Source organism: Sinorhizobium sp. BJ1 (assembly GCF_002531555.1).
In the GTDB taxonomy this organism is placed as follows: Bacteria; Pseudomonadota; Alphaproteobacteria; order Rhizobiales; family Rhizobiaceae; genus Sinorhizobium; species Sinorhizobium fredii_B.
Map to the genome: position 1 here is coordinate 455,828 of NZ_NWTH01000003.1, position 26,177 is coordinate 482,004.

The 26,177-nt window shown below is 62.3% G+C and carries 28 protein-coding genes; 9 read left to right on the plus strand and 19 right to left on the minus strand.

Going from position 1 to position 26,177, the window contains the following annotated elements; all coding sequences use genetic code 11:
* Nucleotides 1–9: 9 nt before the first annotated feature.
* Nucleotides 10–558 (minus strand): LemA family protein, encoded by a 549-nt coding sequence (locus CO676_RS05595; RefSeq protein WP_097519885.1) that lies wholly within the window; start codon nt 556–558, stop codon nt 10–12.
* 293 nt (nt 559–851) lie between these two features.
* Here CO676_RS05595 and CO676_RS05600 point away from each other — a divergent pair, with 293 nt between their 5' ends.
* Nucleotides 852–1,133 (plus strand): hypothetical protein, encoded by a 282-nt coding sequence (locus tag CO676_RS05600; protein WP_179875409.1) that lies wholly within the window; start codon nt 852–854, stop codon nt 1,131–1,133.
* Here CO676_RS05600 and CO676_RS05605 read toward each other — a convergent pair whose 3' ends face one another.
* The 5 genes from CO676_RS05605 to CO676_RS05625 form a co-directional block, all read right to left on the minus strand.
* Entirely contained in the window at nt 1,134–2,096 is a 963-nt protein-coding gene (locus CO676_RS05605; protein WP_097519954.1) for a glycine--tRNA ligase subunit alpha, read from the minus strand. It lies immediately after the preceding gene.
* Nucleotides 2,097–2,204: 108 nt separating this feature from the next.
* Nucleotides 2,205–2,396: a hypothetical protein gene (locus CO676_RS05610; protein ID WP_014761346.1), complete on the minus strand. Its 192-nt coding sequence runs from the start codon at nt 2,394–2,396 to the stop codon at nt 2,205–2,207.
* 129 nt (nt 2,397–2,525) lie between these two features.
* Nucleotides 2,526–3,392: a S49 family peptidase gene (locus tag CO676_RS05615; protein ID WP_014761345.1), complete on the minus strand. Its 867-nt coding sequence runs from the start codon at nt 3,390–3,392 to the stop codon at nt 2,526–2,528.
* 74 nt (nt 3,393–3,466) lie between these two features.
* Entirely contained in the window at nt 3,467–4,240 is a 774-nt protein-coding gene (locus tag CO676_RS05620) for a tRNA1(Val) (adenine(37)-N6)-methyltransferase (protein ID WP_097519887.1), read from the minus strand.
* Between the two features lie 52 nt (nt 4,241–4,292).
* Nucleotides 4,293–4,514, minus strand: coding sequence for a DUF2007 domain-containing protein (locus CO676_RS05625; RefSeq protein ID WP_014761343.1), 222 nt, complete (start codon nt 4,512–4,514; stop codon nt 4,293–4,295).
* Nucleotides 4,515–4,624: 110 nt separating this feature from the next.
* Here CO676_RS05625 and CO676_RS05630 point away from each other — a divergent pair, with 110 nt between their 5' ends.
* The 4 genes from CO676_RS05630 (at nt 4,625) to moaB (ending at nt 9,101) form a co-directional block, all read left to right on the plus strand.
* Nucleotides 4,625–5,641: a polyprenyl synthetase family protein gene (locus tag CO676_RS05630; protein WP_097519955.1), complete on the plus strand. Its 1,017-nt coding sequence runs from the start codon at nt 4,625–4,627 to the stop codon at nt 5,639–5,641.
* A gap of 165 nt (nt 5,642–5,806) precedes the next feature.
* Entirely contained in the window at nt 5,807–7,639 is a 1,833-nt protein-coding gene (locus CO676_RS05635; protein ID WP_014761341.1) for a tetratricopeptide repeat protein, read from the plus strand.
* Nucleotides 7,640–7,643: 4 nt separating this feature from the next.
* A complete protein-coding gene (locus CO676_RS05640; RefSeq protein ID WP_014761340.1) occupies nt 7,644–8,555 on the plus strand; it encodes a 4-(cytidine 5'-diphospho)-2-C-methyl-D-erythritol kinase in 912 nt (303 codons plus the stop codon).
* 3 nt (nt 8,556–8,558) lie between these two features.
* A complete protein-coding gene (gene moaB / locus CO676_RS05645; RefSeq protein ID WP_014761339.1) occupies nt 8,559–9,101 on the plus strand; it encodes a molybdenum cofactor biosynthesis protein B in 543 nt (180 codons plus the stop codon).
* Nucleotides 9,102–9,404: 303 nt separating this feature from the next.
* On the opposite strand, the gene CO676_RS05650 is transcribed toward moaB, so the two are convergent.
* Nucleotides 9,405–9,941 (minus strand): glycosyl transferase, encoded by a 537-nt coding sequence (locus CO676_RS05650; protein ID WP_014761338.1) that lies wholly within the window; start codon nt 9,939–9,941, stop codon nt 9,405–9,407.
* Between the two features lie 175 nt (nt 9,942–10,116).
* Here CO676_RS05650 and CO676_RS05655 point away from each other — a divergent pair, with 175 nt between their 5' ends.
* Entirely contained in the window at nt 10,117–11,274 is a 1,158-nt protein-coding gene (locus CO676_RS05655) for a PA0069 family radical SAM protein (RefSeq protein WP_097519888.1), read from the plus strand.
* A gap of 139 nt (nt 11,275–11,413) precedes the next feature.
* On the plus strand, nt 11,414–12,112 hold the full coding sequence (locus tag CO676_RS05660) for a ribonuclease HII (RefSeq protein ID WP_097519889.1): 699 nt from the start codon (nt 11,414–11,416) through the stop codon (nt 12,110–12,112).
* Nucleotides 12,113–12,479: 367 nt separating this feature from the next.
* Here CO676_RS05660 and CO676_RS05665 read toward each other — a convergent pair whose 3' ends face one another.
* The 12 genes from CO676_RS05665 to CO676_RS05725 all read right to left on the minus strand — a co-directional run bounded on the left by CO676_RS05665 (nt 12,480) and on the right by CO676_RS05725 (nt 24,350).
* Entirely contained in the window at nt 12,480–12,965 is a 486-nt protein-coding gene (locus CO676_RS05665) for a F0F1 ATP synthase subunit B (protein WP_097519890.1), read from the minus strand.
* Between the two features lie 13 nt (nt 12,966–12,978).
* Nucleotides 12,979–13,596 (minus strand): F0F1 ATP synthase subunit B, encoded by a 618-nt coding sequence (locus tag CO676_RS05670; protein ID WP_097519891.1) that lies wholly within the window; start codon nt 13,594–13,596, stop codon nt 12,979–12,981.
* Nucleotides 13,597–13,671: 75 nt separating this feature from the next.
* Nucleotides 13,672–13,899 (minus strand): F0F1 ATP synthase subunit C, encoded by a 228-nt coding sequence (locus CO676_RS05675; protein ID WP_012707029.1) that lies wholly within the window; start codon nt 13,897–13,899, stop codon nt 13,672–13,674.
* 84 nt (nt 13,900–13,983) lie between these two features.
* On the minus strand, nt 13,984–14,736 hold the full coding sequence (locus tag CO676_RS05680) for a F0F1 ATP synthase subunit A (RefSeq protein WP_014761333.1): 753 nt from the start codon (nt 14,734–14,736) through the stop codon (nt 13,984–13,986).
* Nucleotides 14,737–14,795: 59 nt separating this feature from the next.
* Nucleotides 14,796–15,155: an AtpZ/AtpI family protein gene (locus tag CO676_RS05685; RefSeq protein WP_097519892.1), complete on the minus strand. Its 360-nt coding sequence runs from the start codon at nt 15,153–15,155 to the stop codon at nt 14,796–14,798.
* A gap of 282 nt (nt 15,156–15,437) precedes the next feature.
* Nucleotides 15,438–16,619, minus strand: coding sequence for a cell wall hydrolase (locus tag CO676_RS05690; RefSeq protein WP_179875410.1), 1,182 nt, complete (start codon nt 16,617–16,619; stop codon nt 15,438–15,440).
* Between the two features lie 194 nt (nt 16,620–16,813).
* A complete protein-coding gene (locus tag CO676_RS05695; RefSeq protein WP_097519894.1) occupies nt 16,814–18,715 on the minus strand; it encodes a potassium transporter Kup in 1,902 nt (633 codons plus the stop codon).
* A gap of 16 nt (nt 18,716–18,731) precedes the next feature.
* Complete coding sequence (locus CO676_RS05700) at nt 18,732–19,709, minus strand: magnesium transporter CorA family protein (RefSeq protein WP_097519895.1); 978 nt, start codon at nt 19,707–19,709, stop codon at nt 18,732–18,734.
* Nucleotides 19,710–20,069: 360 nt separating this feature from the next.
* Nucleotides 20,070–21,221 carry an iron-sulfur cluster carrier protein ApbC gene (gene apbC / locus CO676_RS05710; RefSeq protein WP_041414923.1) on the minus strand — a complete coding sequence of 384 codons (1,152 nt, stop codon included), beginning with the start codon at nt 21,219–21,221 and terminating at the stop codon, nt 20,070–20,072.
* A 462-nt stretch (nt 21,222–21,683) separates the two neighbouring features.
* A complete protein-coding gene (locus tag CO676_RS05715; protein WP_097519896.1) occupies nt 21,684–22,439 on the minus strand; it encodes a LuxR family transcriptional regulator in 756 nt (251 codons plus the stop codon).
* Nucleotides 22,440–22,594: 155 nt separating this feature from the next.
* Nucleotides 22,595–23,335 carry an autoinducer binding domain-containing protein gene (locus CO676_RS05720; protein ID WP_097519897.1) on the minus strand — a complete coding sequence of 247 codons (741 nt, stop codon included), beginning with the start codon at nt 23,333–23,335 and terminating at the stop codon, nt 22,595–22,597.
* A 202-nt stretch (nt 23,336–23,537) separates the two neighbouring features.
* Nucleotides 23,538–24,350 carry an IclR family transcriptional regulator gene (locus CO676_RS05725; RefSeq protein ID WP_179875411.1) on the minus strand — a complete coding sequence of 271 codons (813 nt, stop codon included), beginning with the start codon at nt 24,348–24,350 and terminating at the stop codon, nt 23,538–23,540.
* A gap of 128 nt (nt 24,351–24,478) precedes the next feature.
* On the opposite strand from CO676_RS05725, the gene CO676_RS05730 reads away from it, so the two are divergent.
* Nucleotides 24,479–25,249 carry an SDR family oxidoreductase gene (locus CO676_RS05730; protein WP_014761324.1) on the plus strand — a complete coding sequence of 257 codons (771 nt, stop codon included), beginning with the start codon at nt 24,479–24,481 and terminating at the stop codon, nt 25,247–25,249.
* Nucleotides 25,249–26,166, plus strand: a complete 918-nt coding sequence (locus CO676_RS05735) for a 2-dehydro-3-deoxygalactonokinase (RefSeq protein ID WP_014761323.1) — start codon at nt 25,249–25,251, stop codon at nt 26,164–26,166. The genes CO676_RS05730 and CO676_RS05735 overlap by 1 nt, the downstream gene beginning before the upstream one ends.
* Nucleotides 26,167–26,177 lie beyond the last annotated feature (11 nt).

Below are 26,177 nucleotides of genomic sequence, written 5' to 3' on the forward strand. Positions count from 1 at the left end.
CGCACCGTCTCAGAACTTGACCGACGGCACAGCGCGATCTGTCTCGTTGGTAATCTCGAAATAGCTGGCCTTGGCGAAGCGGAACGCGCTGGCGATCAGGTTGGACGGGAAACTATCGACCTTGACGTTGAGATCGCGGGCGGCGCCGTTGTAATAGCGGCGCGACATCTGGATCTCGCCTTCGATCGTTTCCAGCGAGCCCTGGAGCTCGGCAAAGTTCTCATTGGCTTTCAGATCCGGATAGGCTTCGGCGAGCGCAAAGACGCGACCGAGCGCCTGCGAGAGCGCCCCTTCCGCCGCCGCTCGTGCGGCGATGTCGCCCTCGGGGACAGCCTGGGCCCGGTTGCGCAGGGCGACGACTTCCTCAAGCGTCGACTTCTCGTGTGCCGCGTAACCCTTCACCGTCTCGATCAGGTTGGGGATGAGGTCGGCGCGACGCTTCAACTGCACGTCGATACCTGACCAAGCCTCTTCGGCCATCTGCCGTGCCTTGACGAGTCCGTTGTAGACGAAAACCAGGTAAAGGATCACGGCGACCCCGATTGCCAGCCCGATCATGCAATGCCCTCCTTCAGAACCCGCCGGAGGTTAGCACCGACTCCGACCGCGAGATACAGGACGCGCAGGCAAAAAGCATACATTTCCCCGCTCCAATTCGAAGGCTTTTCTGCAATCAAACCGGCTCAACGGCAAGATCGCCGCCCGCCATTTTGGACCCGTCGAAATCACTATTTTGCAGCAGATTGCATGCGGTCCAGACCCCGGCGCCGAACTGTTCCGCCGGTAACGGCGCGATGGGCGCTTGTGGCCGATACTCAAATCATCAACAACCGCAACATGCAGACAGGACCATGACTTCGCTCGCAACCTTCATCAACGTCGTCGCCTTTACGGCCCTCTTCACTGCCCATGCGAGCGCAGCACCGGTCGAGAGGCCAGCCGGCGTTCGCCGCGCCCTGCAAATCTACGCCGGCGAATTGACGAATGGGCGATCAATGACACTGGAACCGATGTTGCGGCTCGATGGCACCCAGTTCTTCTGCACGCAACACGGGGAATCGTCCACCGGCACGCGGCCGCCAGCCAACCTGGCCGTCCTGCCATGCGGCCGAAGGATCAGCGTCGCCGCTTGATCAGGCCGCGTCTCTCGCCCCGTTTGCACCGCCTGCGTCGGTCAGCAGGAAGGCCTCGCCACAGGCCTTGGCCAGCGTGCGAACCCGCAGGATATAGCTCTGCCGCTCGGTGACCGAGATCACGCCGCGCGCATCCAGTAGGTTGAAGACGTGGCTCGCCTTGATGCACTGGTCATAGGCGGGAAGGACGCATTTGTGCAGACGGTTGTTGCTGGCATCGCCTGGAGCGCCGGCGGCCAGTAGCGCCACGCACTCCTTCTCGGCGTCGATGAAGTGCTGATGCAGCATGGCCGTGTTGGCATATTCGAAATTGTGCCGCGAATATTCCTGCTCGGCCTGCAGGAACACGTCGCCATAGCTGATCTTCTCCGCACCCTCGCGGCCGTTGAAGTTCAGGTCGTAGACATTGTCGACGCCCTGGACATACATCGCCAAACGTTCGAGGCCATAGGTCAACTCGCCGGAAACCGGCGAGCACTCGATGCCGCAGACCTGCTGGAAATAGGTGAATTGCGAGACTTCCATGCCATCGCACCAGCACTCCCAGCCAAGTCCCCAGGCGCCGAGCGTCGGGCTTTCCCAATCGTCCTCGACGAAGCGGATATCGTGCAGCAGCGGATCGAGGCCGATCGCTTCCAGCGAACCGAGGTAGAGTTCCTGCAGATTGGACGGGTTCGGCTTCAGGAGCACCTGGTATTGATAGTAATGCTGCAGCCGGTTGGGGTTCTCGCCGTAGCGACCGTCGGCCGGGCGGCGCGAGGGCTGGACGTAGGCCGCACGCCACGGCTTCGGGCCGAGCGCACGCAGCGTCGTCGCCGGATGGAACGTACCGGCTCCGACCTCCATGTCGTAAGGCTGGAGCACGGCGCAGCCCTTGTCGGCCCAGTAATTGTGCAGCGTCAGGATCAGAGCCTGGAAGGAACGCTTCGGGTTCATATGGTCCGGAAGGGAGGCGATGGTCATGGGATCACGTCCGAATTCTTCGAAATCTTGCCGGACAGGTGCCATGCCGCAAGGCAAGGGTCAAGCGCCTTGCCGATCAGACGGCCAGACCGACCCGTTCGGCAGACGTCACTCGTCGTCGCGCTTCAGGCGATATTCTCCGGTCTTCGGATCCTTGACGAGCGTCCCGTTGGCGCCGGTCTCGCGCTCCCGGCGCAAGCGTTCCTGGTGACGCGTCACTTTCTGGGCATCGGCGATGAACTTGCGGTAGCCGATCCAGGCGATGAGGGCGACAATCAAGAGCAGGATGATCTGCGGCATGGTTTCTCCTCTGCTCCTCCTTGGATCAGACGGGATCTCGGACAGGAGATGCGGCAGCTTTTGTTACAGCGGCCGTGCACGCCTGACCAGAGGCCCCGACCAGATGCCCCCCGATCAGTTGCCATTGTCTCATAGGCCGAAGCGCGCCCAAAGTGCCCTTTCCTCGATCGCTTCGATGAGGCCCGCAGCGGCCGACGCGGCCAGGGGTGCGGCAATCGATCCGTCCACGGTCGCACCCGGCTGACGGCGTCCGAAGAGGCTGCGGGACGGCTGGATCAGTTCGAGGCGCGCCTTTTCGCCGTAGCGCCTCTTCACCTCGCCGCGCATGTCGCCGAGAGCGTCGACGAGGCCCAGTTCCTGGCCGCGCCGCCCGGTCCAGAAAAGACCCGAGAAGATATCGGGATGATCGGCAAGCAGCGAACCGCGGCGGGCCTTGACCAGTTGGATGAAGGTATCGTGGATATCCAGCTGTAAGCTCTTGAGGAACTCGACGTCACGCTCCTTTTCCGGCTGGAACGGGTCGAGCACGACCTTGTTCTCGCCTGCAGTATAGACGCGCCGTTCAACGCCGACTTTCTTCAGCAGTTCCGGAAAGCCAAAGCCGCCGGAAACGACGCCAATCGAGCCGACGATCGAACTCGGATCGGCGATGATCTCGTCTCCGGCGAGCGCGATCATGTAGCCGCCCGAGGCAGCGACGTCCTCGACGAAGATCAGCACGCGCTTCTTCTTCTCATCCGCAAGATCGCGAATGCGCTGGTAGATCAGCCGGGATTGGACGGGCGAGCCGCCGGGCGAATTGACGGAAATGGCAATAGCCGGCGCTTCCTTGACCGAGAAGGCCTTTTCGAGAACAGGCGCGACGGTCGCGAGATTGAGGACCGGGCGAAACTGCCCGCCACCGGACATGATCGTGCCGTGAAGCCGGATCGCCGGGATCGCAATCCCGTCCATGCGAAAACGCCTCGGCATCAGTTTTCTTAAGAACCTCGCCATTTCAACTCCTGCCCGATACGAACTCGATCCTGCATGTATGCATTGGCGCAGCAAACGCAATGGCCTACTTACCGTTAATCACGGCGGCGATAGGCGGCGCGGCCGTTGTTGAGATCATCGACCTCCGGCGAGAAACGGTGCGTCCGTTCCGCGTGCATGGTCAGCGGCGCCCGGAGTGCCAGCCGCTTGCGACTCTGCTTGATTGCCGTCACCAGAATCCTGACCGCATTCTCGCCGGCACGCGGCAAGAGCGGCGTAATTTCGATGCCGCCGAAACGGCGGCCGCAGGCCGCGATGATCTCGGCGATCGATTCCGGCCGGGCGATGAGCGAAAGCTGCCCGCCCGGCCGCATAATCGCCCCGGCCGTCTTGATCCAGGTCTCGAAGAGATTGTCGCTCATCGCATGCGCTTCGGCCTTCAGGCGATCCGGCGTCCTGCGGTCGGCTGCGTCGTTGAACGGCGGATTCATGATCACGTGATCGAAGGCGTCGTCCGGCAGGCCGGCTGCAGCACGCGCCTTGCCGCTCAGTGACACATCCGCCTCGAGCACGGCGACCCGCGCGGCGAAACGCGCGTTCTCCGGCAAGGCAAGGCTGCGGCGGGCAAAATCCGCCATGATCGGCGAACGCTCGACGAGCAGCACCTCGGCCCCTGCCAGACGCGAGGCGACCGCCATGCCGGCCGCGCCGGCGCCCGCACCGAGATCGGCGACGCGGCAGGGACGCTCACATGAGACAAGCGAGGCGAGCAGCATCGCATCCATCCCGGAGCGATGACCCTGGCCGAGCGGCTGGATCAGATGAAATTTGCCGCGGTGAAACGCATCGACAGTTTCCGCTGACGTCATTGCGGCAACTGCCCCGCCGACAGGCCGCGACCGCGTTGCGGCAAGGGAGACATCATTGCCGCAATTCCTTTTCCAGGCCGGCATCGACCAGAATGCGCCTGGCCCTATCGGCATCCTCGTCGGCCACCAGAAAGCGCCGCGGCAAAAGGCCGAGGGAACCTTCGAGGATGCTCATGTCCCGATCGGCGATGAGGCATACAATGCCGGCATCCTTCATCAGGCTTTCCGCAAAGGAGAGCAGCACGGCGTCGTTGGTACGGATCAGTTCCTTCATTCGCCTTGATGATCCCGTCTTAAATTGCAGAGGGCGAGGCAATTCGCCTCTTGCCGCCCGAAGCCCCACTTTCTATTGTCGAAGCCGACACGAAGCAGGAGTCCGGGGCGTTGGGCGTAGTGATACCGCTGGAAGACAATAAAAACAAACAGGCTTCCGTGAAGCCGCTCGTCGGCCTGACATCGTCCGACATGGAGCGCGTCAACCAGCTCATCCTCTCCAAAGCGGGCTCCGACGTGCAGATGATCCCGGAGGTCGCCAATCACCTGATTTCCTCCGGGGGAAAGCGCCTGCGGCCGATGCTGACGCTCGCCGCCGCTGCGATGTTCGGCTACGAGGGCGACGCCCATGTCAAGCTCGCTACCAGCGTCGAATTCATGCATACGGCGACGCTCCTCCATGACGACGTCGTCGATGAAAGCGACCTGCGACGCGGCAAGTCGACAGCGCGGACGATCTGGGGCAACCAGGCGAGCGTGCTCGTCGGCGACTTCCTGCTTGGACAGGCTTTCCGCATGATGGTCGACGTCGGCTCGCTCGACGCGCTCGATGTGCTGTCGACCGCCGCCTCGGTCATTGCCGAAGGCGAAGTCCTGCAGCTCTCTGTGGCCAAGAACATGGAGACGACCGAGGACGATTACCTGCAGGTCATCCGGGCCAAGACCGCGGCGCTATTCGCCGCGGCCGCGGAAGTCGGTCCGATCGTTGCGAGCGCCAGCAGGGCAGACCGCAACGCGCTGAAGTCCTACGGCATGAATCTCGGTCTCGCCTTCCAGCTCGTCGACGACGTTCTCGACTATGGCGGCTCATCGAGCGACCTCGGCAAGAATGTCGGCGACGACTTCCGCGAGGGCAAGATCACACTCCCGATCATTCTCTCCTACCGTCGCGGCACGCCGGAGGATCGGGCTTTCTGGCGCGAGGCGATCGAAGGCGGCGCCAGCGATGAAGCAAATCTCGAAAAGGCGCTCGGCCTCATCCGCCGCTACGGCGGACTGACCGACACGATCGCACGCGCCCAGCACTACGGGACGATTGCGCGCGACGCTCTCGCGCCGCTGCCGGCGTCTCCCTGGAAGTCGGCCCTGATCGAGGTCATCGATTTCTGCATCGATCGGGTGAGCTGAGCGCCAGGCCGAGAAGCAATATTCTCCCGCGGAGGAATTTCTTGCCGCGTTGCGCCAAAAAAGCCATTCTATTCTTCAATACTTGCGTTCGGCAACTTGCGATCGACCCCGGAACAAACAGTAAAGACGCGGCGAGCCGAGACGATCGGCAACGAAAGGTTTGACATGCGGCATAATACACTCCTTCGCCTCCTCGGCGGCGCGGCAATGCTGGCTCTCCTGTGTGTGACCGGCAGCCACCAAGCCTTTGCTGAAGACAAGGCGGCTGTCGAGGAGGCCCGGCCTTTCGACATCAGGAGCGTCAACACCTTCGCCGGCGCCTTCCTGGCGGCGCGGACGGCCGACGTCGATCGCGATTTCGCAACGGCAACGGAGCTCTATCGCATTGCCCTCCGGTTCGAACCGGACAATATCGAGGTCAAGCAGCGGCTGATGATCACGCTGCTGATGAGCGGCAAGTTCGACGAAGGCGTCAAGATTGCCGAAGCGTTGAAATCCGATCCGGCCGTCGAGCGGATCACCACGACCGTCCGCGCCATCGAAGCGATCCGCAAGCGCGAATATCGCAGCGCCCAGAAGCTCCTGAACTATCAAGGCCCGAACGATCTCGACCGGCTGATGAGCACGCTTCTCTCGGCCTGGGCGAAGTCCGGGCAGGGCCGACCCAAGGAGGCGATTGCCCAGATCAAGGCGCTCGAGGGGCCGGAATGGTTCCGGGTGTTCAAGAACTATCACGCCGGCGCGATCGCTCTTGCGGCCGGCGACAAGACGACCGCACGCGCCAGGCTGAACGACGCCATTCTCGACCGGGAGGGCGGCAGCGCCGCTCCGGATACGTTCATGCGCGCGGTCGAGGCGCTGGCCCGCTTCGAAGCCCGTGAGGGCAACAAGCAGAAGGCACTGGATACGGTTTCCGTCGGCGAGAGCCTCGTCAACAACTACACGCCGCTCGAGGCGCTCAGAAAGAGCATCGAAGAGGGCGAGCCCCAGGAACAGCAGGTGCGCAATGCCGCTCAGGGGGCCGCCGCCGTCCTCTTTTCGATCGGCGGCGCCCTTAACCGCGAGGGAGCGGAAGACATCGTTACGCTTTATCTGCAGACGGCGCGCCGCCTCGATCCGGAAAGCGCCGACATCCTGGTCATGCTCGGCGGCATCGCGGAAAATCTGAAGAAACAGGAAGAGGCCATCGCGCTTTACAAGAGCGTGCCGGCAGATTCGCCGATGCGCCGCGTGTCCGAGCTTCAGCTTGGCCTGGCGCTGGCCGGCGTCGGCAAGGTCGACGAGGCGAAGAAACATCTGCAGGCGCTGATCGAAGTCGATCCGGAGAATATCCGCAACTATCTCGCCTATGGCAGCGTCCTTTCCGACGCTAAAGCGTATAAGGAGATGGGCGAACTCTACGACCGCGCCGTCGAGGCGATCGGCCCGGTGCCGAAGCGCAGCGACTGGACGGTGTTCTTCCAGCGGGGGATCGCCTACGAACGGCAGAAAATCTGGGCGAAGGCGGAACCGAGTTTCCTCAAGGCGCTGGAGCTCAATCCCAATCAGCCTCAGGTCCTGAATTATCTCGGCTATTCGTGGGTCGACATGAACATCAATCTCGACAAGGGCCTGGACATGATCCGCAAGGCCGTTGAGCTCAAGCCCGATGACGGCTACATCGTCGATTCGCTCGGATGGGCCTATTTCCGGATGGACCGCTTCGAGGAGGCCGTGACCGAGTTGGAGCGCGCCGCCGAACTGATGGCCGGCGACCCGACGATCAACGACCATCTTGGCGATGCCTATTGGCGGGTCGGACGCAAGCTCGAGGCGGTCTTCCAGTGGAACCAGGCGCTCGAAATGAAGCCCGAGGAAGCGGAAGTTCCAAAGATCAAGGCAAAGATCGAGAACGGCCTGCCGCCGCTCAAGCAGGATGTCCCGGCCGCGGCGGATGCCAAGGAGACGCTGCCGAAGAAGCCAGGCCCCGAGGTCGCCGCGCCGGGCAGGAAATCCTGACCGCATGCAAGTGGACGGCATAGCCGGTTTCGCGCTGACCCGTGTGGCGCCGGCCAAGATCAACCTGGCACTGCATGTCGTCGGCCAACGTCCCGACGGACATCATCTCCTGGAAAGCCTGGTCACTTTTGCAGATGACGGCGACCGCGTCGCATTCGCGCCGGCGGACGTCGACAACTTCACCGTATCCGGCCCTTTTTCGCGCGATCTGCAGGTTTCGGCCGATGCCAAGAGCGGCAATCTGGTGCTGCGCGCCCGCGACCTGCTGCGGCGGGAATTGATTGATCGGAGCGATGCTGCGGGCCCTGTCCATCTGCATCTGGAGAAGAACCTGCCGATCGCCTCCGGGATCGGCGGAGGCTCGGCGGACGCAGCTGCGACGCTGCGAGGTCTGCTTTCGCTGTGGAAGGCCGAGCTTGCGCCGCAAAGGCTCGCGAGCCTCGCCCTGGAACTCGGTGCCGACGTGCCGATGTGCCTCGACGGCAGGCCGCTCCTTGCCAAGGGGATCGGCGAAGAGCTTGCCCCCCTAGGCGACCTGCCGTCCTTCCCGGTCGTCCTCGTTAATCCGCTCATCGCAGTCTCGACGCCCGTCATCTTCCGGATGCTCGCCCAAAAGCGCAATCCTCCGCTCACCGTTCCGCAAGGCATCCGCACAGCAGCGGACTGGCTGAAGGCACTGGCCGGGATGCGCAACGATCTGGAGCGACCGGCGAGAGCGTTGCAGCCGGCGATCGAGGCGGTGTCTGGGGCATTGCACGCCGCGGAAGCCGATCTCGTACGGATGTCCGGATCCGGCGCCACCTGCTTCGGTCTGTTCGACGGCGACGAAAAGGCGGCTGCGGCCGCGCAACGCATTTCCGCTGATCATCCGGGATGGTACGTTCTAGCCACCCGAACCGCCGGGAAGCGAGGATAGGAAATGCCCGACATCGACGAAACGCGCCCCTTCATTGCCGTCGGGATCGCCGTTCTCACGGTTTCCGATACGCGCACGCGCGCTGACGACAAGTCCGGCGACACGCTCGAGATACGTATACGCGAGGCCGGCCATCGGCTCGAGGCGCGCGCATTGGTGCCCGACGACCGCCAGAGGATCTACGATCAGGTGAGGGCCTGGACGCTGAATGCGTCGATCGACGTCGTCATCACCACCGGCGGAACCGGCTTCACCGGCCGAGACGTGACGCCCGAAGCGCTGGAGCCGCTTTTCGAAAAGCGCATGGACGGGTTTTCCGAGGTCTTTCACCGGATCTCCTACGACAAGATCGGCACATCGACGATCCAGTCGCGGGCAACGGGCGGCGTCGCCAACGCCACGTTCATCTTCGTGCTGCCCGGCTCGCCCGGGGCCTGCAAGGACGCCTGGGATGGGATCCTGAAGCAGCAGCTCGATTACCGGCACATGCCCTGCAACTTCGTCGAGATCATGCCGCGGCTGGATGAACACCTGAAGCGCGGCTGACTGCCCGACCTGTTCCGTTTGGAACAGCCACGCACGGTTGAAGTCGCTAGATTGCTACTCGTCAGCCCACCAGAAGGCAGTGGACGTAGCGAGCCTTTGCATCGGGCGAAGCGAAGACGCCTCTTTCCCTTTCCCCGCGGAGAGAGATTTACAGAACATGTTACATGGTGCCCCACCACAAGGAGATGGAGCAGCATGGCAAGCCCTTTTCGTAGACAAGGTCATTTGAGAGTCGCTTCAGGGGGTGCCGCAAGGCACGCCCCTCTTGTGACGGCACTACCACACTGAAAGGCTTGGGCCGTTTCAAGCCCGCTCGGCCGCAGATCGATTGCCGAGAGCAACCCAGGCCGGAACGAGTTCGGTCGCCAACTTGCGGACCGCCCGAGCGTTGGCGATGTCGCTGAGTTGCATATCGGCGCGTGCAACCGCCACGGCATCCTGCTTGCGCATCAGATACCCGGCCTCGAGCGGCGCGGTCCGCTGCGACAAACGCTTGAGGAGCGGCCGCCTATGCAGGCGAGAAGGGGAGAACCGCGCCGGATCCCTGTGGAGCGAGACATATTCGATGAGCTCGTCCACCCAACGCCCGATGGGACGGGCGCCCGGCTCCAGCAGCATCAGCCAATCACCGCGCGCGGAACGGACGACATCGGCGAGATCCCATTCGGCGCAGAAACGGCAGCCGGCCGCATCGGCGACATGCACGGAACCATCTCTGGAACCGTGGTCCAGGATGATCACGTCACTGACGAGCCCTTCGACGGCCCCGGCGACAAGGACGGACAATGTCTGCGCGAGCTCCGCTTCATTGTCCCGCGTCTCCATTATGATCGTCAGCATACCGTCTCCTAGCGCATCGTCACAACAAATACCACAATTCTTCAGGGGTATTAGCGACCGTAGCGGCGGCGATTGCGCAGCGCCGCAATTTTTGTTCTTGCTTTGTTCTACTTTGTGCGTTAGGAAAATAATCAGAGCGGAACGGAGATACCAAATCGGTTCCGAGGAGATTTCCATGACCGAGCTGTCTCAACTCAGGCAGGGTGCTTTCGCGCCCGGCAATAGCGCAGAGCTGGCGGAAGCCATCGTCACCGGCACCGGCGTCAGAATAGAGATCGATCGCCGCCGGGGACGCGGAGCAGCCCTGAACATGGGGGGCCGCTTCGAGCCGCGGACGAGCGAGGTGTTCGACGACGGGTGGCAGACGATCGAGGAATTGCCGCCGTTCAAGACCGAAGTTCAGATCGAAAAACCCCGCAACGTCATCACGCGCAACGAGTCGCCCGACATCTCGTTCGATCGCTCCATCAATCCGTATAGAGGTTGCGAGCACGGCTGCATCTACTGTTTCGCGCGGCCGACACATGCCTATATGGGGCTTTCGGCCGGGCTCGATTTCGAAGTGAAGCTCTTCGCCAAACCGGACGCGCCCCGCTTGCTGGAACGCGAATTGGCGAAGCCGGACTATAAGGTGCGTCCGATCGCGATCGGCACCAACACCGACCCCTATCAACCGATCGAGAAAGAATGGCGCATCATGCGCCAGATCCTCGAGGTGCTGAAGGCGGCCAATCACCCGGTGATGATCGTGACCAAGTCGGCCATGGTGACGCGCGACATCGATCTGCTCGCCCCGATGGCGGAAAAGGGTCTGGCACGGGTAGGCATTTCCGTAACGACGCTCGACCGCAAGCTGGCACGTACCATGGAACCGCGGGCGTCGACGCCGCCCAATCGGCTCGAGGCAATTCGCGCGGTCTCGGAAGCAGGCATTCCGGCCGGCGTCCTGGTGGCGCCGATCATCCCTGCTCTCAACGATCACGAGATCGAGCGTGTACTCGACGCCGCGAAAACTGCGGGCGCTACGGAGGCGAGCTATGTGCTCCTGCGTCTGCCGCTCGAGGTGAGCCCGCTTTTCCGCGACTGGCTGCTGCGAACCTATCCGGACCGCTACAGACACGTGATGTCGCTCGTCCGTTCGATGCGCGGCGGCAAGGATTATGATGCGGAGTTCGGCAAGCGCATGAAGGGCGCCGGTCCCTATGCGTGGCAGATCGGCCGCCGGTTCGAACTCGCCGCCAAGCGCCTGGAGCTCAATCTCACCCGCCGCCAACTGCGGCACGATATCTTCGTGCCCCCGTTGGGGATGGGGGTGCAATTGTCGTTGCTGTAGGAGGGCGCCAGACGAGCCCCATATTTTGGTTCCGGCGCCTTCCCGCCTCAGGATGGCGCTGGCTTTCCTCCCGGTTTACCGCCGCACACGTACCGGGGGGGCTTGAAGGGAATCGGGCGAATATGCGAGGGTCCCCCGCATGTCACGCCGCAAATCGCCCGATTCCCCGCTTTTTCCGCTCGAGCCGGTGCTTCCGGACTTCAGCTTCGAAATCGCCGCAAAGCGGGATGGTCTTTGGCCGGTCGCAGGCGCCGACGAGGCAGGCCGTGGGCCGCTCGCCGGTCCCGTGGTCGCAGCAGCGGTCATCCTCGACCCGGATGCCGTGCCGGCCGGTCTCAACGACAGCAAACTTCTGACAGCCGAGCAGCGTGAGGCGCTCTTCGGGGAGATCATGGCGACGGCGACCGTATCCATCGCCTCATCCTCCGCCGCGCGTATCGATGCAACCGACATCCTCAAGGCGAGCCTCGACGCCATGCGCCGCGCGATCGACGGCCTTTCGATTGCGGCGCGCTTCGCGCTCATCGACGGCCGCGATGTTCCACTGGGCCTCCCCTGCCATGCGAAGGCGATCATCAAGGGAGATTCCCGTTCCGTGTCGATCGCCGCCGCCTCAATCGTCGCGAAGGTCACCCGCGACCGCATGATGACCCGCGCCGATGCGACCTTTCCCGCCTATGGCTTTGCGCTCCACGCGGGCTATGCGACCGTCAAACACCGCAGCGCCATCGACAGTCACGGACCATGTTCGTTGCATCGCATGAGCTTCCGCCCCTTTCGAGAGGCCCAGGTACAGCCCGTTGCAATCAGCGCTGAACCACTCGACGTCAACTCGTGACGGCAAGGCCATCGCTCCCCTCCGGCGCGGTACGTCTTACCGGAAGCGAGGGTCGCTGCAGCAATCTGGATCGCTGCATGCCTGATCCCCAACCGACTCCGATTTAAGAGACTCTCGGTAGGCTGGTCCGCACTCCGGTAGCGTCGGTATGCGGCAGGAACGCCCGCAGCGCTTTGCAGAATGAGCGAGAACGGCAACCGCTCGGACCAGCCGGCGGCGGGCGGCAGGAGGCCGCGGACGAACCAACAGCCATTGCGCATCCAGGCACGACATGGCCTCGCAGGCCCGGACTCGCCCTGACAGGCCCTGGCCCAAACGAGGAACCCCGCCGAAGCGGGGTTCTCAACTTCGCGAATTATGGTTGAACTTAGTTGAGGCGTCCCTTGACCTCGCCGAGCGCCTGCTCGAACAGCGTCTCCTGGGCGCTGGCGTCGGCCTTTGTGGCAAGCACCTTTTCCGCCGCGCTGATCGCGAGATCAACGGCAGCCGCGCGAACCGCGTTGATCGCGTCGCTCTCGGCCTGCTTGATCTTCTGTTCGGAAAGCGCCGTACGGCGGGCGACATAGTCCTCGGTCTTCTGCTTGGCTTCCGCAGTCAACATCTCCGCCTCGCGCTGGGCGGCGGCGACGATGTTGGCGGCTTCCGCCTCGGCATCCTTGCGCTTGCGCTGGTACTCGGCAACCAGGCTCTGGGCCTCTTCGCGCAGACGCTTGGCTTCCGCCAGTTCGTTGCCGATCTTGTCGGCCCGCGCATCGAGCGCTTCGGCGATCTTGCCCGGCACCTTGAGATAGGCGATGAGAGCGAAAAAGAGGATCAGGCCGACGAGGGCGTAGAAAGTTGCATCAAGTGCCATTGTTCCCTGCTCCTCAGTTGCCGGTCGACGCTTTGACCGCCGCGGCGATCTCGGTCTTGGTGACGTTGCCGCCGATCAATTGTTTGACGACGGCGGTCGCCGTCTCCTCGGCGATCGCACCGACATCGGCAAGCGCCTTGGACTTGATCTCGGCGATGCGCGCTTCGGCAGCGGTGATCTTCTTTGTGAGCTCGGCCTCGACGGCGGTGCGGTCGGCATTGGCCTTGCTCTTGACTTCCTCGCGGGCCGCGTCGGCAATCGAGTGGCCCTTGGCCTTGGCGTTCGCCAGTTCCTGCTCGTAAGATGCAATCGCGGCATCGGCCTCGCCCTTGAGGCGGGAGGCCTGGTCGAGATCCTGGGCGATGCGGTCGTGGCGCTTTTCGAGAATTCCGCCGATGCGCGGAATGATGACCTTCGACATCACGAGATAGAAAAGCCCGAAGGTGATCGCCAGCCAGAGCAGCTGCGAAGCGAAATGGGTCGAATCGAAGGGCGGGAACACGCCGGAACCATGCTCGCCTTCGTGGGCCACACCCGTTTCGGTGTGCACCTCACCGGCCGCAGGGGCATCGTGTGCTTCGGCGCCTTCAGTGGTGGTTGACTGCTGGGCATAGGCCGCGGTCACAAACATGCTCACCTCCAAGGTGCACTTAAAGATATGCGCGGCCGCGATCCCGAGGGATCGCGGCCGAGACTTCAGCCGTTATTAGACGGCGAAGAGGAGGAGCAGGGCTACGAGCAGCGAGAAGATGCCCAGAGCTTCCGTAACGGCGAAGCCGAATACGAGGCGGCCGAACTGGCCGTCGGCAGCCGACGGATTGCGCAGAGCGCCGGACAGGTAGCTGCCGAAGATGTTGCCGAGGCCGAGAGCCGTGCCGGCCATACCAAGGCATGCAAGACCTGCACCGATGAACTTTGCTGCTTCCGCTTCCATGATTGAACTCCTTCGAAATGGTGTTGCGGCTTGGATTTGTGCCTCCGGCGGCGTCAGCCGACCGAAAGCCAGCGACTGTATTCCTTAGTGGCTTCCCGGGTGGACAGCGTCGTTGAGGTACATGCAGGTCAGCACCGCAAAGACATAGGCCTGGAGGAAGCATACGAGGAATTCAAGACCGGTGATGGCGACGGTCATGATGAGCGGCAGGATCGCGCCGCCGATGCCGAGCGCACCAAGGGCGCTGAGCGAGGTGACGAAGCCTGCGAAAACCTTCAGCGTGATGTGGCCGGCCAGCATGTTGGCGAAGAGACGGACCGAGAGGCTGATGGGACGGGAGAGGAACGAGATGACTTCGATCGTCACGACCAGCGGCAGGAGCACGCCCGGCACCCCGTGCGGCACGAAGAGCTGCAGGAAGCCGAGGCCGTGCTTGTAGAAGCCGTAGAGAATGACCGTGCCGATCACGAAGACGGCGAGCGCGAAGGTCACGATGATCTGGCTGGTGACGGTGAAGAAATAGGGGAACATGCCCAGCAGGTTCGCCGTCAGGATGAACATGAACAGCGAGAAGACCATCGGGAAGAACTTCATCCCGTGGCTGCCCGCCCCTTCGCGAAGCATCGAGGCGATGAATTCGTAGGACAGTTCCGAGACCGACTGCATGCGCGTCGGGATGATGCCGCGCTGAGAGGTCGTCAGGTAGAGAAAGCCTGCAGCAACACCGACGGTCGCCACCATGAACAGCGATGCATTGGTGAAGGAAAGGTCAATTCCGCCAAGCTCGATCGGGACAATCTTGTTGATCAGGAACTGGTGGGTCGGATCGTTTGACACCGCGCTTCTCTTTCGTTCTGCCCGCCCGCAAGCGGAAACCGTGTTCTTCGGACGACGCCTCAGGCGTCGTCACCGTCCTTCTTGCTATTCCCTGAGCCACTTCCGCGCTGGTCGGGTGTCGCCACCAGACCGGCAGAACGCAGCACATTCAACACACCGGCACAGAAACCGAGAAGCAGGAGGACGATCATGCCCCACGGCCCTGTACCCGCAAAATGGTCCAAAAGATAGCCCAGGAACGCTCCGACCACGATGCCGGCGATGAACTCGCTCGAGAGCTTCATCGCTGCTGCGTAGCCCTTGCGGCTCTCCGCACTGCGGACCTCGGCCTCGTCCGAAACATCCACGCGCTTCGACGCGATATTTTCGCCAAGGCGCTTCAGCCGCGCTTCCAGACTTTCTTCCGGCTTCTCCGTCACATGGCTCCCCTTTGCAGCCCCACGCGGTCGACGCGATCTCGGTCATACAAACGGCCGGTGCTCAAGCCACGGTTCGGCCCCATTTGAAGTCGCGCGCAACATAGTTTTAGGCACCCGCATAGTCAAGGCATGCGGGGGTATTGGGCGTGGACAATATATGCTTTTAATATCAATCAGTTACAGGAAACTTGCGACACCTGCGACAAAGCTGCAACGGAATCGTCCGCGTTGTCGCAGCTTATCTTCGCCATGTAGCGCGCCTTGTGCGGAATCGAGCGCCGATCAACTCCAGCCGCCGCCATAGGTTCTGTAAAAGATGTGCAAGCCAATCTGTCCCACGCGCTTCATGGTCTTCGCCCAGGCGGGCTTCACATAGGTCGCATGGTAATGCGTCGCAGAGCCGACTTCCGGCAGCCAGATCTTTCCGGCGGTGACGGCCATGGCGACCTCCTTCGCGGTCTTCCAATGCGACCGCGAGTAGATGAGGTCACGGATCATGTCGCAGGCGAAGGAAAACTGGCAGCGGTTGCGCCAGGCCTTGTTCTGATAGACGACGCCGCAGATCGTCTTCGGATAGGTCGGGTTGCGCACCCGGTTGAGAATCACTTGGGCGACCGCCGCCTGCCCTTTCACGGACTCGCTTCGCGCTTCGAAATAAATGCCTTCGGCAAGGCAGGTTTGTTCCTCCTTGCCGAACACCGTCGCCGGCAAGGCAGTCGCCGCCCAGGCGTGATCGTCGGGCGCGATATCCGGGATGAAACGCCCGCCATTCTTGTCTTCGCGAAGAATCGAATCGAACGGCGATACACGCGCATAGTCCGGCTCCGGCCGGACATAGGCGGTTGCCAGGATATCGGCCTCGCTGTTGGTCACGAGCTTGGCAAGCACGGGCGAAACACCGGGATCCGGCTGTGGAGGCTTCCTTCGATAGAAGGCCGTGGCGATCTCGATTTCCTTGCCTTTGATCTTCGGCTTGGCGAAGGCCATCTTCTCGGCCCCGTCGAAATCGGGCTCCATCAGGAAGCTCGTCCGCTGAAGGATCGAGCCGGCGCTGAAGTCCTTTGGCGGCGTCACCGGACTGACGGCGACGATGCGGCCCTTTTTCAGCTTGCGGGTGACGCGGTCCTCATCCGGCGTCCCCTCATGATGCTTCGATTCGGCGGTCAATGCCACTCGCCTGCCGTCGGGCAGCGTCATGCCGGCGCCGCCGTCGAGTCCGCCGGTCGTGATCGGGTCGGCAAACACCATGTCGACGTCGTGAACCGATCCGGCCGGTGACCGGGTCAGATACATGCGCCAGCGTTCGCCGTCACCGCGGTTGACGCCGGAGAGAAACGTCGCGAGATCGGAATAGGCTGCGACCGACGGAAAGCCGAGGAAAATGGCAAGCCCGATGATAGCCGGGGCGCGCCAGACCGAGAGGGACATGCGAAACTTGCGACGCGACATCTCACTCCTACGCATCATACAGCTCCACGCAACTCTTACTCGCGCACGCGTCCTCGCAAGCCGGCTGAAAGCGGGCCTGAAGATGCCATGCAGGGATGCTAAGATCTTGAAGCGTCCGGACAGTTGACCGGGATCGCTCCGTTTGAGCCTCGAAAATGAAGCATTAACCTTGATGTTTGGTTAATGCGGAGCAGTCCGGCGAAGGCTTGTCAGATGATTACGTGGGAGCCGAGTTCGACGACGCGGTTGGTCGGCAGGCGGAAATAGTCGGACGGATCGATGGCCGCATTGGCGAGCGCGATGAACAGGCGATCCTGCCAGTGCGGCATGCCGGACTGGGCGTCCGGCACGAGCTTGCGGCGGCCGAGATAGAAGGACGTCGACATGATGTCGAACTTCAGGCCCGATTTGCGGAAGAGGCCGAGCGCCTGCGAAACGTTCTGCGTCTCCATGTAGCCGAATTTCATCTCGAGGAGTGTAAAGCGTTCCGACAGCGGCCGGACGCTGACGCGCTCCTCCTTTGGCACCTTGGGGGTGTTGGCGGTGCGGACCGTCAGGATGAAGTTCTGCTGGTGCAGGACGTGATTGTGCTTGATGTTGTGCAGGAGGGCGGCGGGCGTCGAATCCGGATCGCTCGTCAGGAAGATTGCCGTGCCCGGTACGGAAACCGGCGCATGCTCGCTCTTGCGTTCGATCGACTTGATGAAGCTTGCCAGCGGAATGTCGATATGGCGCGTCTTGGCGTGAAGAATCTCGGTGCCGCGCTTCCAGGTCCACATGACGATGATGAAGGTCGCTGCGATCAGGATCGGCACATAGCCGCCGTCGTGGATCTTCAGCATGTTGGCGCCGAGGAAGACGAATTCCAGCGTGAGGAGCGGCAGCAGCGCCGCGGCGGCCCACCAGGCCGACCAGTTCCAGCGCGCGCGCAGGAATTCGAAGGCAAGCATGGTGGTCACCACCATGGCGCCGGTGACGGAAATGCCATAGGCGGTGGCGAGCGCCTCGGACGAGCCGAAGAGGAAGACGAGCGCCATGACGCCAAACATCAGCAGCGTGTTGACGTTCGGCAGGTAGATCTGGCCCGTATGGGTCTCCGACGTGTGGAAAATCGCCATGCGCGGCAGGAAGCCAAGGTGAATCGCCTGACGTGTGAGCGAGAAGGCACCGGTGATCACGGCCTGGCTGGCGATGATGGTCGCCGCAGTCGCGAGAATGACGACGGGAAGCAGCGCCCATTTCGGGAACATCAGGAAGAACGGATCGGACATCGCCTCGGGGTGCTCGAGGATAAAGGCGCCCTGGCCGAGATAGTTCAGGGTGAGCGCCGGAAAGACTATGGTGAACCAGGCCCATTGAATCGGCCGGCGGCCGAAATGGCCCAGGTCGGCATAGAGAGCCTCGGCTCCCGTCACGGTCAGGAAGACAGCGCCGAGCACGATGATGCCGACATAGCCCTCGTTGAACAGGAAGGTTGCGGCGTAGAACGGGTTGAAGGCCGCGAAGATCGATAGGTCGTCGGCGATATGCACGAGCCCTATGCCGCCCATCACCAGGAACCAGACGAGCGTGATCGGCCCGAAGAAATTGGAGACGGCCGCCGTTCCTTTCGATTGCACGGCAAACAGGAGCAGCAGGATGACGACGGCGATCGGGACGACATAGTCCGAGAGCGCCGGCGTCACCAGCTTCAGGCCCTCGACGGCCGATAGAACCGAGAGCGCCGGCGTGATCATCGCATCGCCAATGAAGAGCGCCGCTCCAGCGACGCCCATGAAGAACAGAATCCATGTGTGGCCGTTGGCCGTCTTCATCAGCAAGGCCAGCAACGAGAGCGTGCCGCCCTCCCCCTGGTTGTCGGCTCGCAACAGGAAAAGCACGTATTTGATCGTCACGATGATCGTCAACGACCAGATCATCAGAGAAATCAGGCCGATGATCTCCACATCCGTCACGCCGTCATGCGCAACCGGGCGCAGCGCTTCGCGAAAGGCATAGAGCGGGCTCGTGCCGATGTCGCCATAGACGACGCCGATGGAGCCAAGGCCAAGCGCGAGCAGGCGGCGCATGTTCTCGGATCCATGCACGGCAGGGGCAGACAATTGAGACATGGTATCCAACAGGCTCTTAGAGCCAGCCTTTCCAACGAAAGAAGAAAAAGGGGATGACGGCCGAAAGCACCATGGCCGCAAGCGCCCAGGGGTAGCCGAACTGCCATTCGAGTTCCGGCATTACCCGAAAATTCATGCCATAGACGGAGGCAACCAAGGTCGGCGGCAGCAGAACCACGGAAGCGATCGAGAAGATCTTGATGATGGCGTTCTGCTCGACATTGATGAGACCGAGCGAGGCATCGAGCAGGAAGGTGATGTTGCCGGAGATGAAGGCTGCATGTTCGGAGAGCGACTGAATGTCCCGGGAGATCGAGCGGCAAAGCTCGCGGCTATCCTTGTCCGCCTGCACTTCCGGTACGGTGTAGACGAAGGTGAGCAGCCTTGACAGCGAAGCGAGGCTGTCGCGCGTCTTCGCAACCAGCCTGTGAAAGCCCGCCACGTCACGCAGGCGTGCCTCGAGCAGTTGCGGCGGCCTGCGCCGGCCGGCAGCCCGGTCGCCGAACACTTCGATCGACAGGCCATCGATCTTGTCGACGGCCTGCTCCAGGATTTCGGAGGTCCGGTCGGTGATCGTTTCGAGCAGGCGGGTCAAAATCACCACGCCGTTCCTGCAGCCACCGGGAATCCGATGCGTACCGGCCTTGAAGAGGCCGAAGGCGCGCGGCTCCGCGTAGCGGATCGTCACGAGCCTGCCTCCGGAAAGAATGAAGCCGACATCCGTCAGGCCCGGGATCTGCGTTTCACTCCGGTAGACCAGCGAGGCGGTCATGAAGACGGCATCCTGCTCGACATAGAGGCGGCTCGACGGCTCTATGCCCTTGAGGTCGTCCCGGGTCGGAATGGAAATTCCGAGCAGTTCTTCCATCATCAGTTCTTCGGCCCTGGTCGGCTCGACGAGGTCGATCCAGACGATCTCCGGGCGCAGGAAGGCGGGCGGTTCGGCCGTCGAGAGAGCGACAGCTTCGCCATTGACGCAATAGCCTGAGATCATGCGGCCGCCTTTGGGGTGGCACCGATGCGGACGAACCATGAAGGTTGGAAACGATCAGCCGCCACAGGATTTCCACAATGCCGATTCTCTGATGCAGACTTCCGCCCCACGACATGTCCCCTTGGCTATCATCCGGGCCGAAATCTCCGGCGAGCGGCGTTGAGCGCCTGCCTCTGCGCGAGCGGCAAGGCATATGGCGCAACGCTCAGGTAAAATCAATGCTTTTCACGCATGCCGACCTCGGCGGCACGTCGCGTATCGTTCCGAACAGGGCCGGACCCTACTTCATAATTTCTGCAAGCGGTATGCTCTTGTGAAAGAAAAGCATAGGGTTTGGCGCGAAGGCGCCTCACCGATGGTCTATTCGAAGACGATGTTCGGCATTGCGCGGTTTTGGTTCCCCTCGGGGGTCGAGAGTTGCTCTGAGACCCGCTCAGCGATACCACGAAAGATGCGCGCCACCTCGCCGTCGGGCTCGGAGACCACCAATGGCGTGCCTGCATCTGAAGTTTCCCGGATTGCCATGGTTAGCGGGACTTCCCCGAGGAAGGGCACGCCAATCCGCTCGGCCTCCTTGCGGGCGCCGCCATGGCCGAAAATGTCGTAACGCTTTCCCGTGTCGGGGGCGACGAAATAGCTCATGTTCTCGACGATTCCGAGCACCGGAACCTCGACCTTGCGAAACATCGTGATGCCTTTGCGCGCGTCGGCAAGCGCCAGATCCTGCGGCGTCGAGACGATAACGGCGCCGGCGAGCGGCACCTGCTGTGCCATCGTCAATTGCGCATCGCCGGTGCCGGGCGGCATGTCGACGACGAGCACGTCGAGCTCGCCCCAGGCCACCTCGCGCAGCATCTGCAGGAGAGCGGACTGGATCATCGGGCCGCGCCAGATCATCGCGACCTCCTCGTCGACAAGAAAGCCCATCGACATCACCCTCAGCCCGTAGTTTTCCATCGGCCGGATGAGCCGTCCTTCGATTTGCTGAGGGCGGCCGGAAATCTTCAGGAGGCGCGGCATCGAGGGGCCATAGATATCGGCATCGAGCAGCCCTACCTTGAGACCATTCGCCTGAAGCGCCAACGCCAGGTTTACCGACGTCGTCGACTTGCCGACGCCGCCCTTGCCGGAGGCAACCGCAATGATGGCGCCAACGCCCGGAATGCCCGCCTTCGCCGGCGCGCCGCCAGCCGGTCGCGGCGCATGCGCGTGCCCGGAATGCGGCGCCGGCCGTTGTGCGGGGGCCGCCTGAGGCGCCGCCTTACGGTCGGCGGTCAGCGCGACCATGGCTGCCTTCACTCCGGGCATCTCGCGAACTACGCGTTCGGCAGCGGCCCGCATCGGTTCGAGTTCCTTCGCGCGGTCTGCCGGCACCGTGATCGAAAAATAAGCCTTGCCGTCGGAAATGAACACATCGGAGACCAAGCCCAGATCGACGATGTTGCCTTCCATGTCCGGGCCACGCACGCTCCGCAGCTTTTCAAGAACCATTTCCCTGGTCACGTCCGGCATGTCGCCCTCTTGTCTCTTTGCCGCGTCGGCAATTCCCCGCCTATGGGCGAGGCGCTGCTCAAAACGCTTGAATGCCTGCATCGGTAACCCTCAAATCGAATCCGATTTAAGGTACATCTGCAGTAGATAATCGAGGCGGGGCGCTTCGCCAATGTTAGAGACGAGAAAATGAAGGGCCGCCAGCCCACCGCCCATGTCCGTACATCCGGGATCACAGGCGGTCGGCGGCGGCCCTTTTTGCTTTCGCGACCTTCTTGGGCGCTGTCTTATTTTAGTCCCCTCTGCGGACTGGCAATGGAGATGCAGAAAACGTGCCAGTTCCAAACAGCGGGGAAATGCTAGCGATATCAATAAAAAGGCCCAAGGTGGCGCGGACGCAGGGCAAAGGTTCGCTTAATTCCTGTGCATGCGTGCTTTTTAGGCACAACACCCCGGCCGCAATGCAGCCTGTAACAGCGGCCTCTAGCTGATATAGCCCTTTTTCATCGCCTTCACGACCGCCTGTGTGCGGTTGACGGCGTCGAGCTTCTTGGTGACGTGATTGAGGTAATGATTGACGGTATGCTCGGAGAGGCCGAGGATCCCGGCGATTTCAGCGCTGGTCTTACCGGCTGCCGTCCAGCTCAGGCACTGGATTTCCCGCTCTGAGAGGTTTGTGTTGCTGTTTTTCCAGACGGAACCGATCTCAGCGAGGCGGTTGTAGACGTGGATCGCGATCATCTGCAGTTCCATCGCCGCGGTCATCGGCAAATCGGCTTCCGGCCCCATGAGAATGACGGCACCGCGACCGCCCTCGGCATCGTGGACCGGAAAATAGTTTGCCTGGAAGATGCCGTTCTCGCGCAGCATCACAATATAATCCGTGGCGGTGGCCGGCTTGCCACCCTCGCTCTCCCAGTCTTCAAGCGTGATCCGGAAGGGCGTGGTGGTCTCTCTCAAGCGACGAACGCCCGTGCTGAAGCGCAGCATCGACAGGCTGTCGTACTTGTTGAGAAGCTCGGCCGGCATATTGGAAATAACGGTAGCGGCCGAGAGCCGCTCCATGTCGATCGGCGGAATCGAGCAGATGAGAAATGTCTTGAAGCCGAAAATCTGCGTAATCCGCCGCATATAGCGGATGATATCGAACTGAGTCTCCAGCTTTGCGATCTCAGACGCAAAATCACCGCCCCGGGGTAGATCGACGTCAGACATCCCGGTCGTCATCGTATCTTGCATTCGCGCGTTCCATGACATTCATCAAATATCACATAGCCCGAGCCGCGCATGATTGCCAACAGAGGATCGGCAATGATGTCCCTTGCGAGGCAAAAGGCTGTGTATTTCGTTTCACGCGGCCTGACGCCCGCGGGGCCGGAACGAGGCTCGTTCTACTAATTGATGAGGCCGGCCCGCATCGCCTTGGCGACCGTCTGAACACGGTTGACCGAATCGAGCTTGCGCGTCGCGCGGTTCAGATAGTGGTTCACCGTGTATTCGGAGAGCGCCATGATTCGCGCCATTTCGACGGTCGTCTTTCCGGCCGCGGCCCAGCGCAGACATTCGATCTCGCGCCGCGAAAGACTGCCCGGGCGGCGCCTGTCACCCGCCCTGACTTCACAAAGCCGGCTGTAGAGAAGCCCTGCCCAGAGGTTGAGCGCCTGCATTTCGTCGCTCGAGACCACCTCCCTGTCACCGCCAAAGGCAATGGCCGCGCGACCTCCCTTCGCGTCGTGAACCGGCAGATAGAGACCGCGCGGCATTCCAGCCTGCTCGAAGACGCTGATGGCGGCCTCGCCCTTGCCATCCACGCGCCTGCGCGCGAGGAGATGGGCGTCATAGGTGAAGGGAATGGTGCTCCGGCGCAACCGCTGAATGACGGGACTTCCCTCGATCAGGCCGGCGCTGTCGTAGCGCCGCAGGAATTCCGCCGTCCAAGAGGTGAGCAGCGCCTGCGCAGCCAGGCTGTGACAACCGGAATCCGGAATGGCCAACACCATGAAGCCGCGGAATCCGAAAGCGTCCGCGATCTGGTCGAGAGCGCGCTTGACATCGTCTTCATTGCCGATCGCGCCGTTGATGAAACGGCCATTGGGAAGGGCCAGTGAGGTAATGTCCGCGTTGAAATCCATGATCGTTCCGCTCGCCTCCCACAGCTTGCTCGCTCCGTTGCGAGTCGGGCTGGTTCACCGTCATAAACCGCTCTTGGCGCTTCCGCCAAGGACCAGGATCCCGCGTGAGCCTGCAACCAGTCGTGGAACCGGGTCTGTGAAGTTGAAGCTAGCGATCTATAGCCGCCTCGTCCAGTCGAAACTTCTAATTTACCGTAAAGCAATGCTAGCGGCCGACTCGCCCGGGTCCCAACCGGAATCGGGCCTCCTCTTCGATCTTCCCCGCGGCATTGCGCACATCCGCGGCCCAAGCCGCCAATTGCGGCATGGTGACGCGATAGGAAGGCCCGGTTACCGATATGCCGGCAACCAGTTCATGCTCCGGAACGACGATCGGCGCAGCCACACAACAGATTTCGGCTTCATGCTCCTCGCGGTCGAAGGCATGCCCTTGGTGGCGAATCTCTTCAATCTCGGCTAGCAACGACGTGGCCGAGCGATGCGTGCGCTCGGTGAACGGGACGAACTGCGTCTTTGCGGCGATTCGCTCCAACTCGCCCCGCGCAAGCGATGACAGGGCGGCCTTGCCGATACCTGTGCAATAGGCCGGCGAGGCCTTGCCGATCTGCGAACTCATCCGCACCGTCTGACGGCTTTCGACCTTGTCGACATAGATGATCTCGGTTTCGCGCAATATGCCGAGATGGACGGTTTCGCCGGTCAGTTCATGCAGACGCAGCAGATGCGGTTCGGCGATATCGCGAAACTGATTGCCGGACCAGGAGCGATAGGCCAGCTTCAGCAGGCGCAGCCCGGGCTCGTAGGAAAGATCGTTTCGCTGCACCAGCAGGCCTTCGTCGATGAGATGCCCGAGCAGCCGATGCAGCGTGCCGCGCGGCTGACGGACGGATTGAAGGATGTCGGTAAAACGCAAGGGCCGGTCCGCCGTCGCGACGGCCTCGAGCACCGCCATCGCCTTCCCTAGGGTGCCGGTCCCAGGCCCTTCACTTTCCAGATCGGTCACAATCTTACGGTCCATTTCGTCCGCTTTCGCCTGCATCGACCTTGACAGGATAAAAGCTCCGGCGCGATAATTCCAGAAAATAAAGCGCAGTTCCACATAATGGAACATGCTTGTCCGCGATAACATAAGGAGGCTCCCGATCCATGACGCTGCCGAGCAGTCAGTTTCCCGACCTGCGCGATCGAGGCGTGCTGGTGACCGGCGGAGGATCGGGCATCGGCGCCGCTCTGGTGGAGGGCTTTCTGCGCCAGGGGGCGCGGGTCGCCTTCATCGATATTGCCGAGGATGCGAGCCGGACGCTCGCAGACAAGCTTGCCGCCGAAACGGGACGGCGGCCCGAATTCATTCACGCCGATCTTAGTGACGTCGAGCACGCGAAAAGGGCCGCTGATGCTGCCGTCGCGGCGCTTGGCTCCATTCGCGTGCTCGTGAACAATGCCGCACGGGACGACCGGCAGCCGCTCGAGGCGGTGACGAGGGAAAGCTGGGACGAAAGCCTTGCGGTCAACCTCAGGCATTTCTTCTTTCTCTCCCAGGCGATCGCGCCGGTCATGCGGCAAACGGGCGGCGGTTCGATCATCAATTTCTCGTCCATCGCCTTCATGCTGAACATGCCCGAAATACCGGCCTATGCTACCGCAAAGGCTGGCATTATCGGTCTTACCAAGTCGCTCGCCGGAAAGCTGGGGCCGGACAATATCCGCGTCAATGCCATCCTGCCCGGTATGATCGTTACCGAACGGCAGAGGCGGCTCTGGCTGACGGAGGACTCGATCGACAGGATGCAGGAGAGGCAGTGCTTGAAACGCGTTCTGGTCGCCGAGGATCTCGTCGGCCCTTGCCTCTTTCTGGCGTCGGACTGCTCGGGGGCGATGACGGCACAGACCATGATCATCGATGGAGGCGTGTTTTGATGACGGCAGGCTACTATGCCGCGGTGGACTGGGGGACCTCGAGCTTCCGCTTGTGGATCATCGGAGAAGACGGGGCGGTGCTCGCCGAGCGCCGCAGTGCGGAAGGCATGACGACGGCGGCAAGAACCGGTTTCCATGCCGTCCTTGACAGCCATCTTGCCGCCGTTTCGGCACCTCTCCATCTGCCGATCATCATCTGCGGGATGGCCGGCGCCCGGCAGGGCTGGAGAGAAGCGGGCTATCTCGATACGCCGGCAACGCTTGGCGCCATCGCAGGAAACGCGATTGCCGTTCCGGACGTGGATCGCGACATCCGTATCCTACCGGGCCTGGCGCAACGCGACAATCGGCACCCGGATGTCATGCGCGGCGAGGAGACGCAGCTGCTCGGAGCGGCCGGCATGCTCGACGACGGACGCCATCTCGTGTGCATGCCGGGCACCCACAGCAAGTGGGTCCGGCTTTCGCGGCAGACGGTCGAGGGCTTTTCCACCTTCATGACCGGCGAATTGTTCGACGCCATTTCGAAGCATACGATCTTGAGCCATGCCGTGGCGGAGGCGGACGCCATCGCCGCCGACAGCGCTGCCTTTGCCGAAGCCGTCACCCGGGCACGGGAAAAGCCGGGGCTGGCGACGAACCTCCTCTTTTCCGTCCGGGCGGGGCAGTTGCTCCATGGTTTGAGCGCCGCCGACGCAAAGGCTCACCTGTCCGGCACGCTGATCGGCCTGGAGATCGCCGGGGCGCTCGCCTCGGCGGGCTCGGTGAACGGCATTTGCCTCGTCGGCTCGGGACGGCTCGGCGCGCTCTATCGCGCGGCGCTCGAAAGCCAGGGGCTCGCAGTCCAGCTTGTCGACGCCGATGAGGCCGTGCGAGCCGGCCTTTCGACCGCTGCCCAGGCCATTTGGCCCCTTTGACGGAAGAAGAT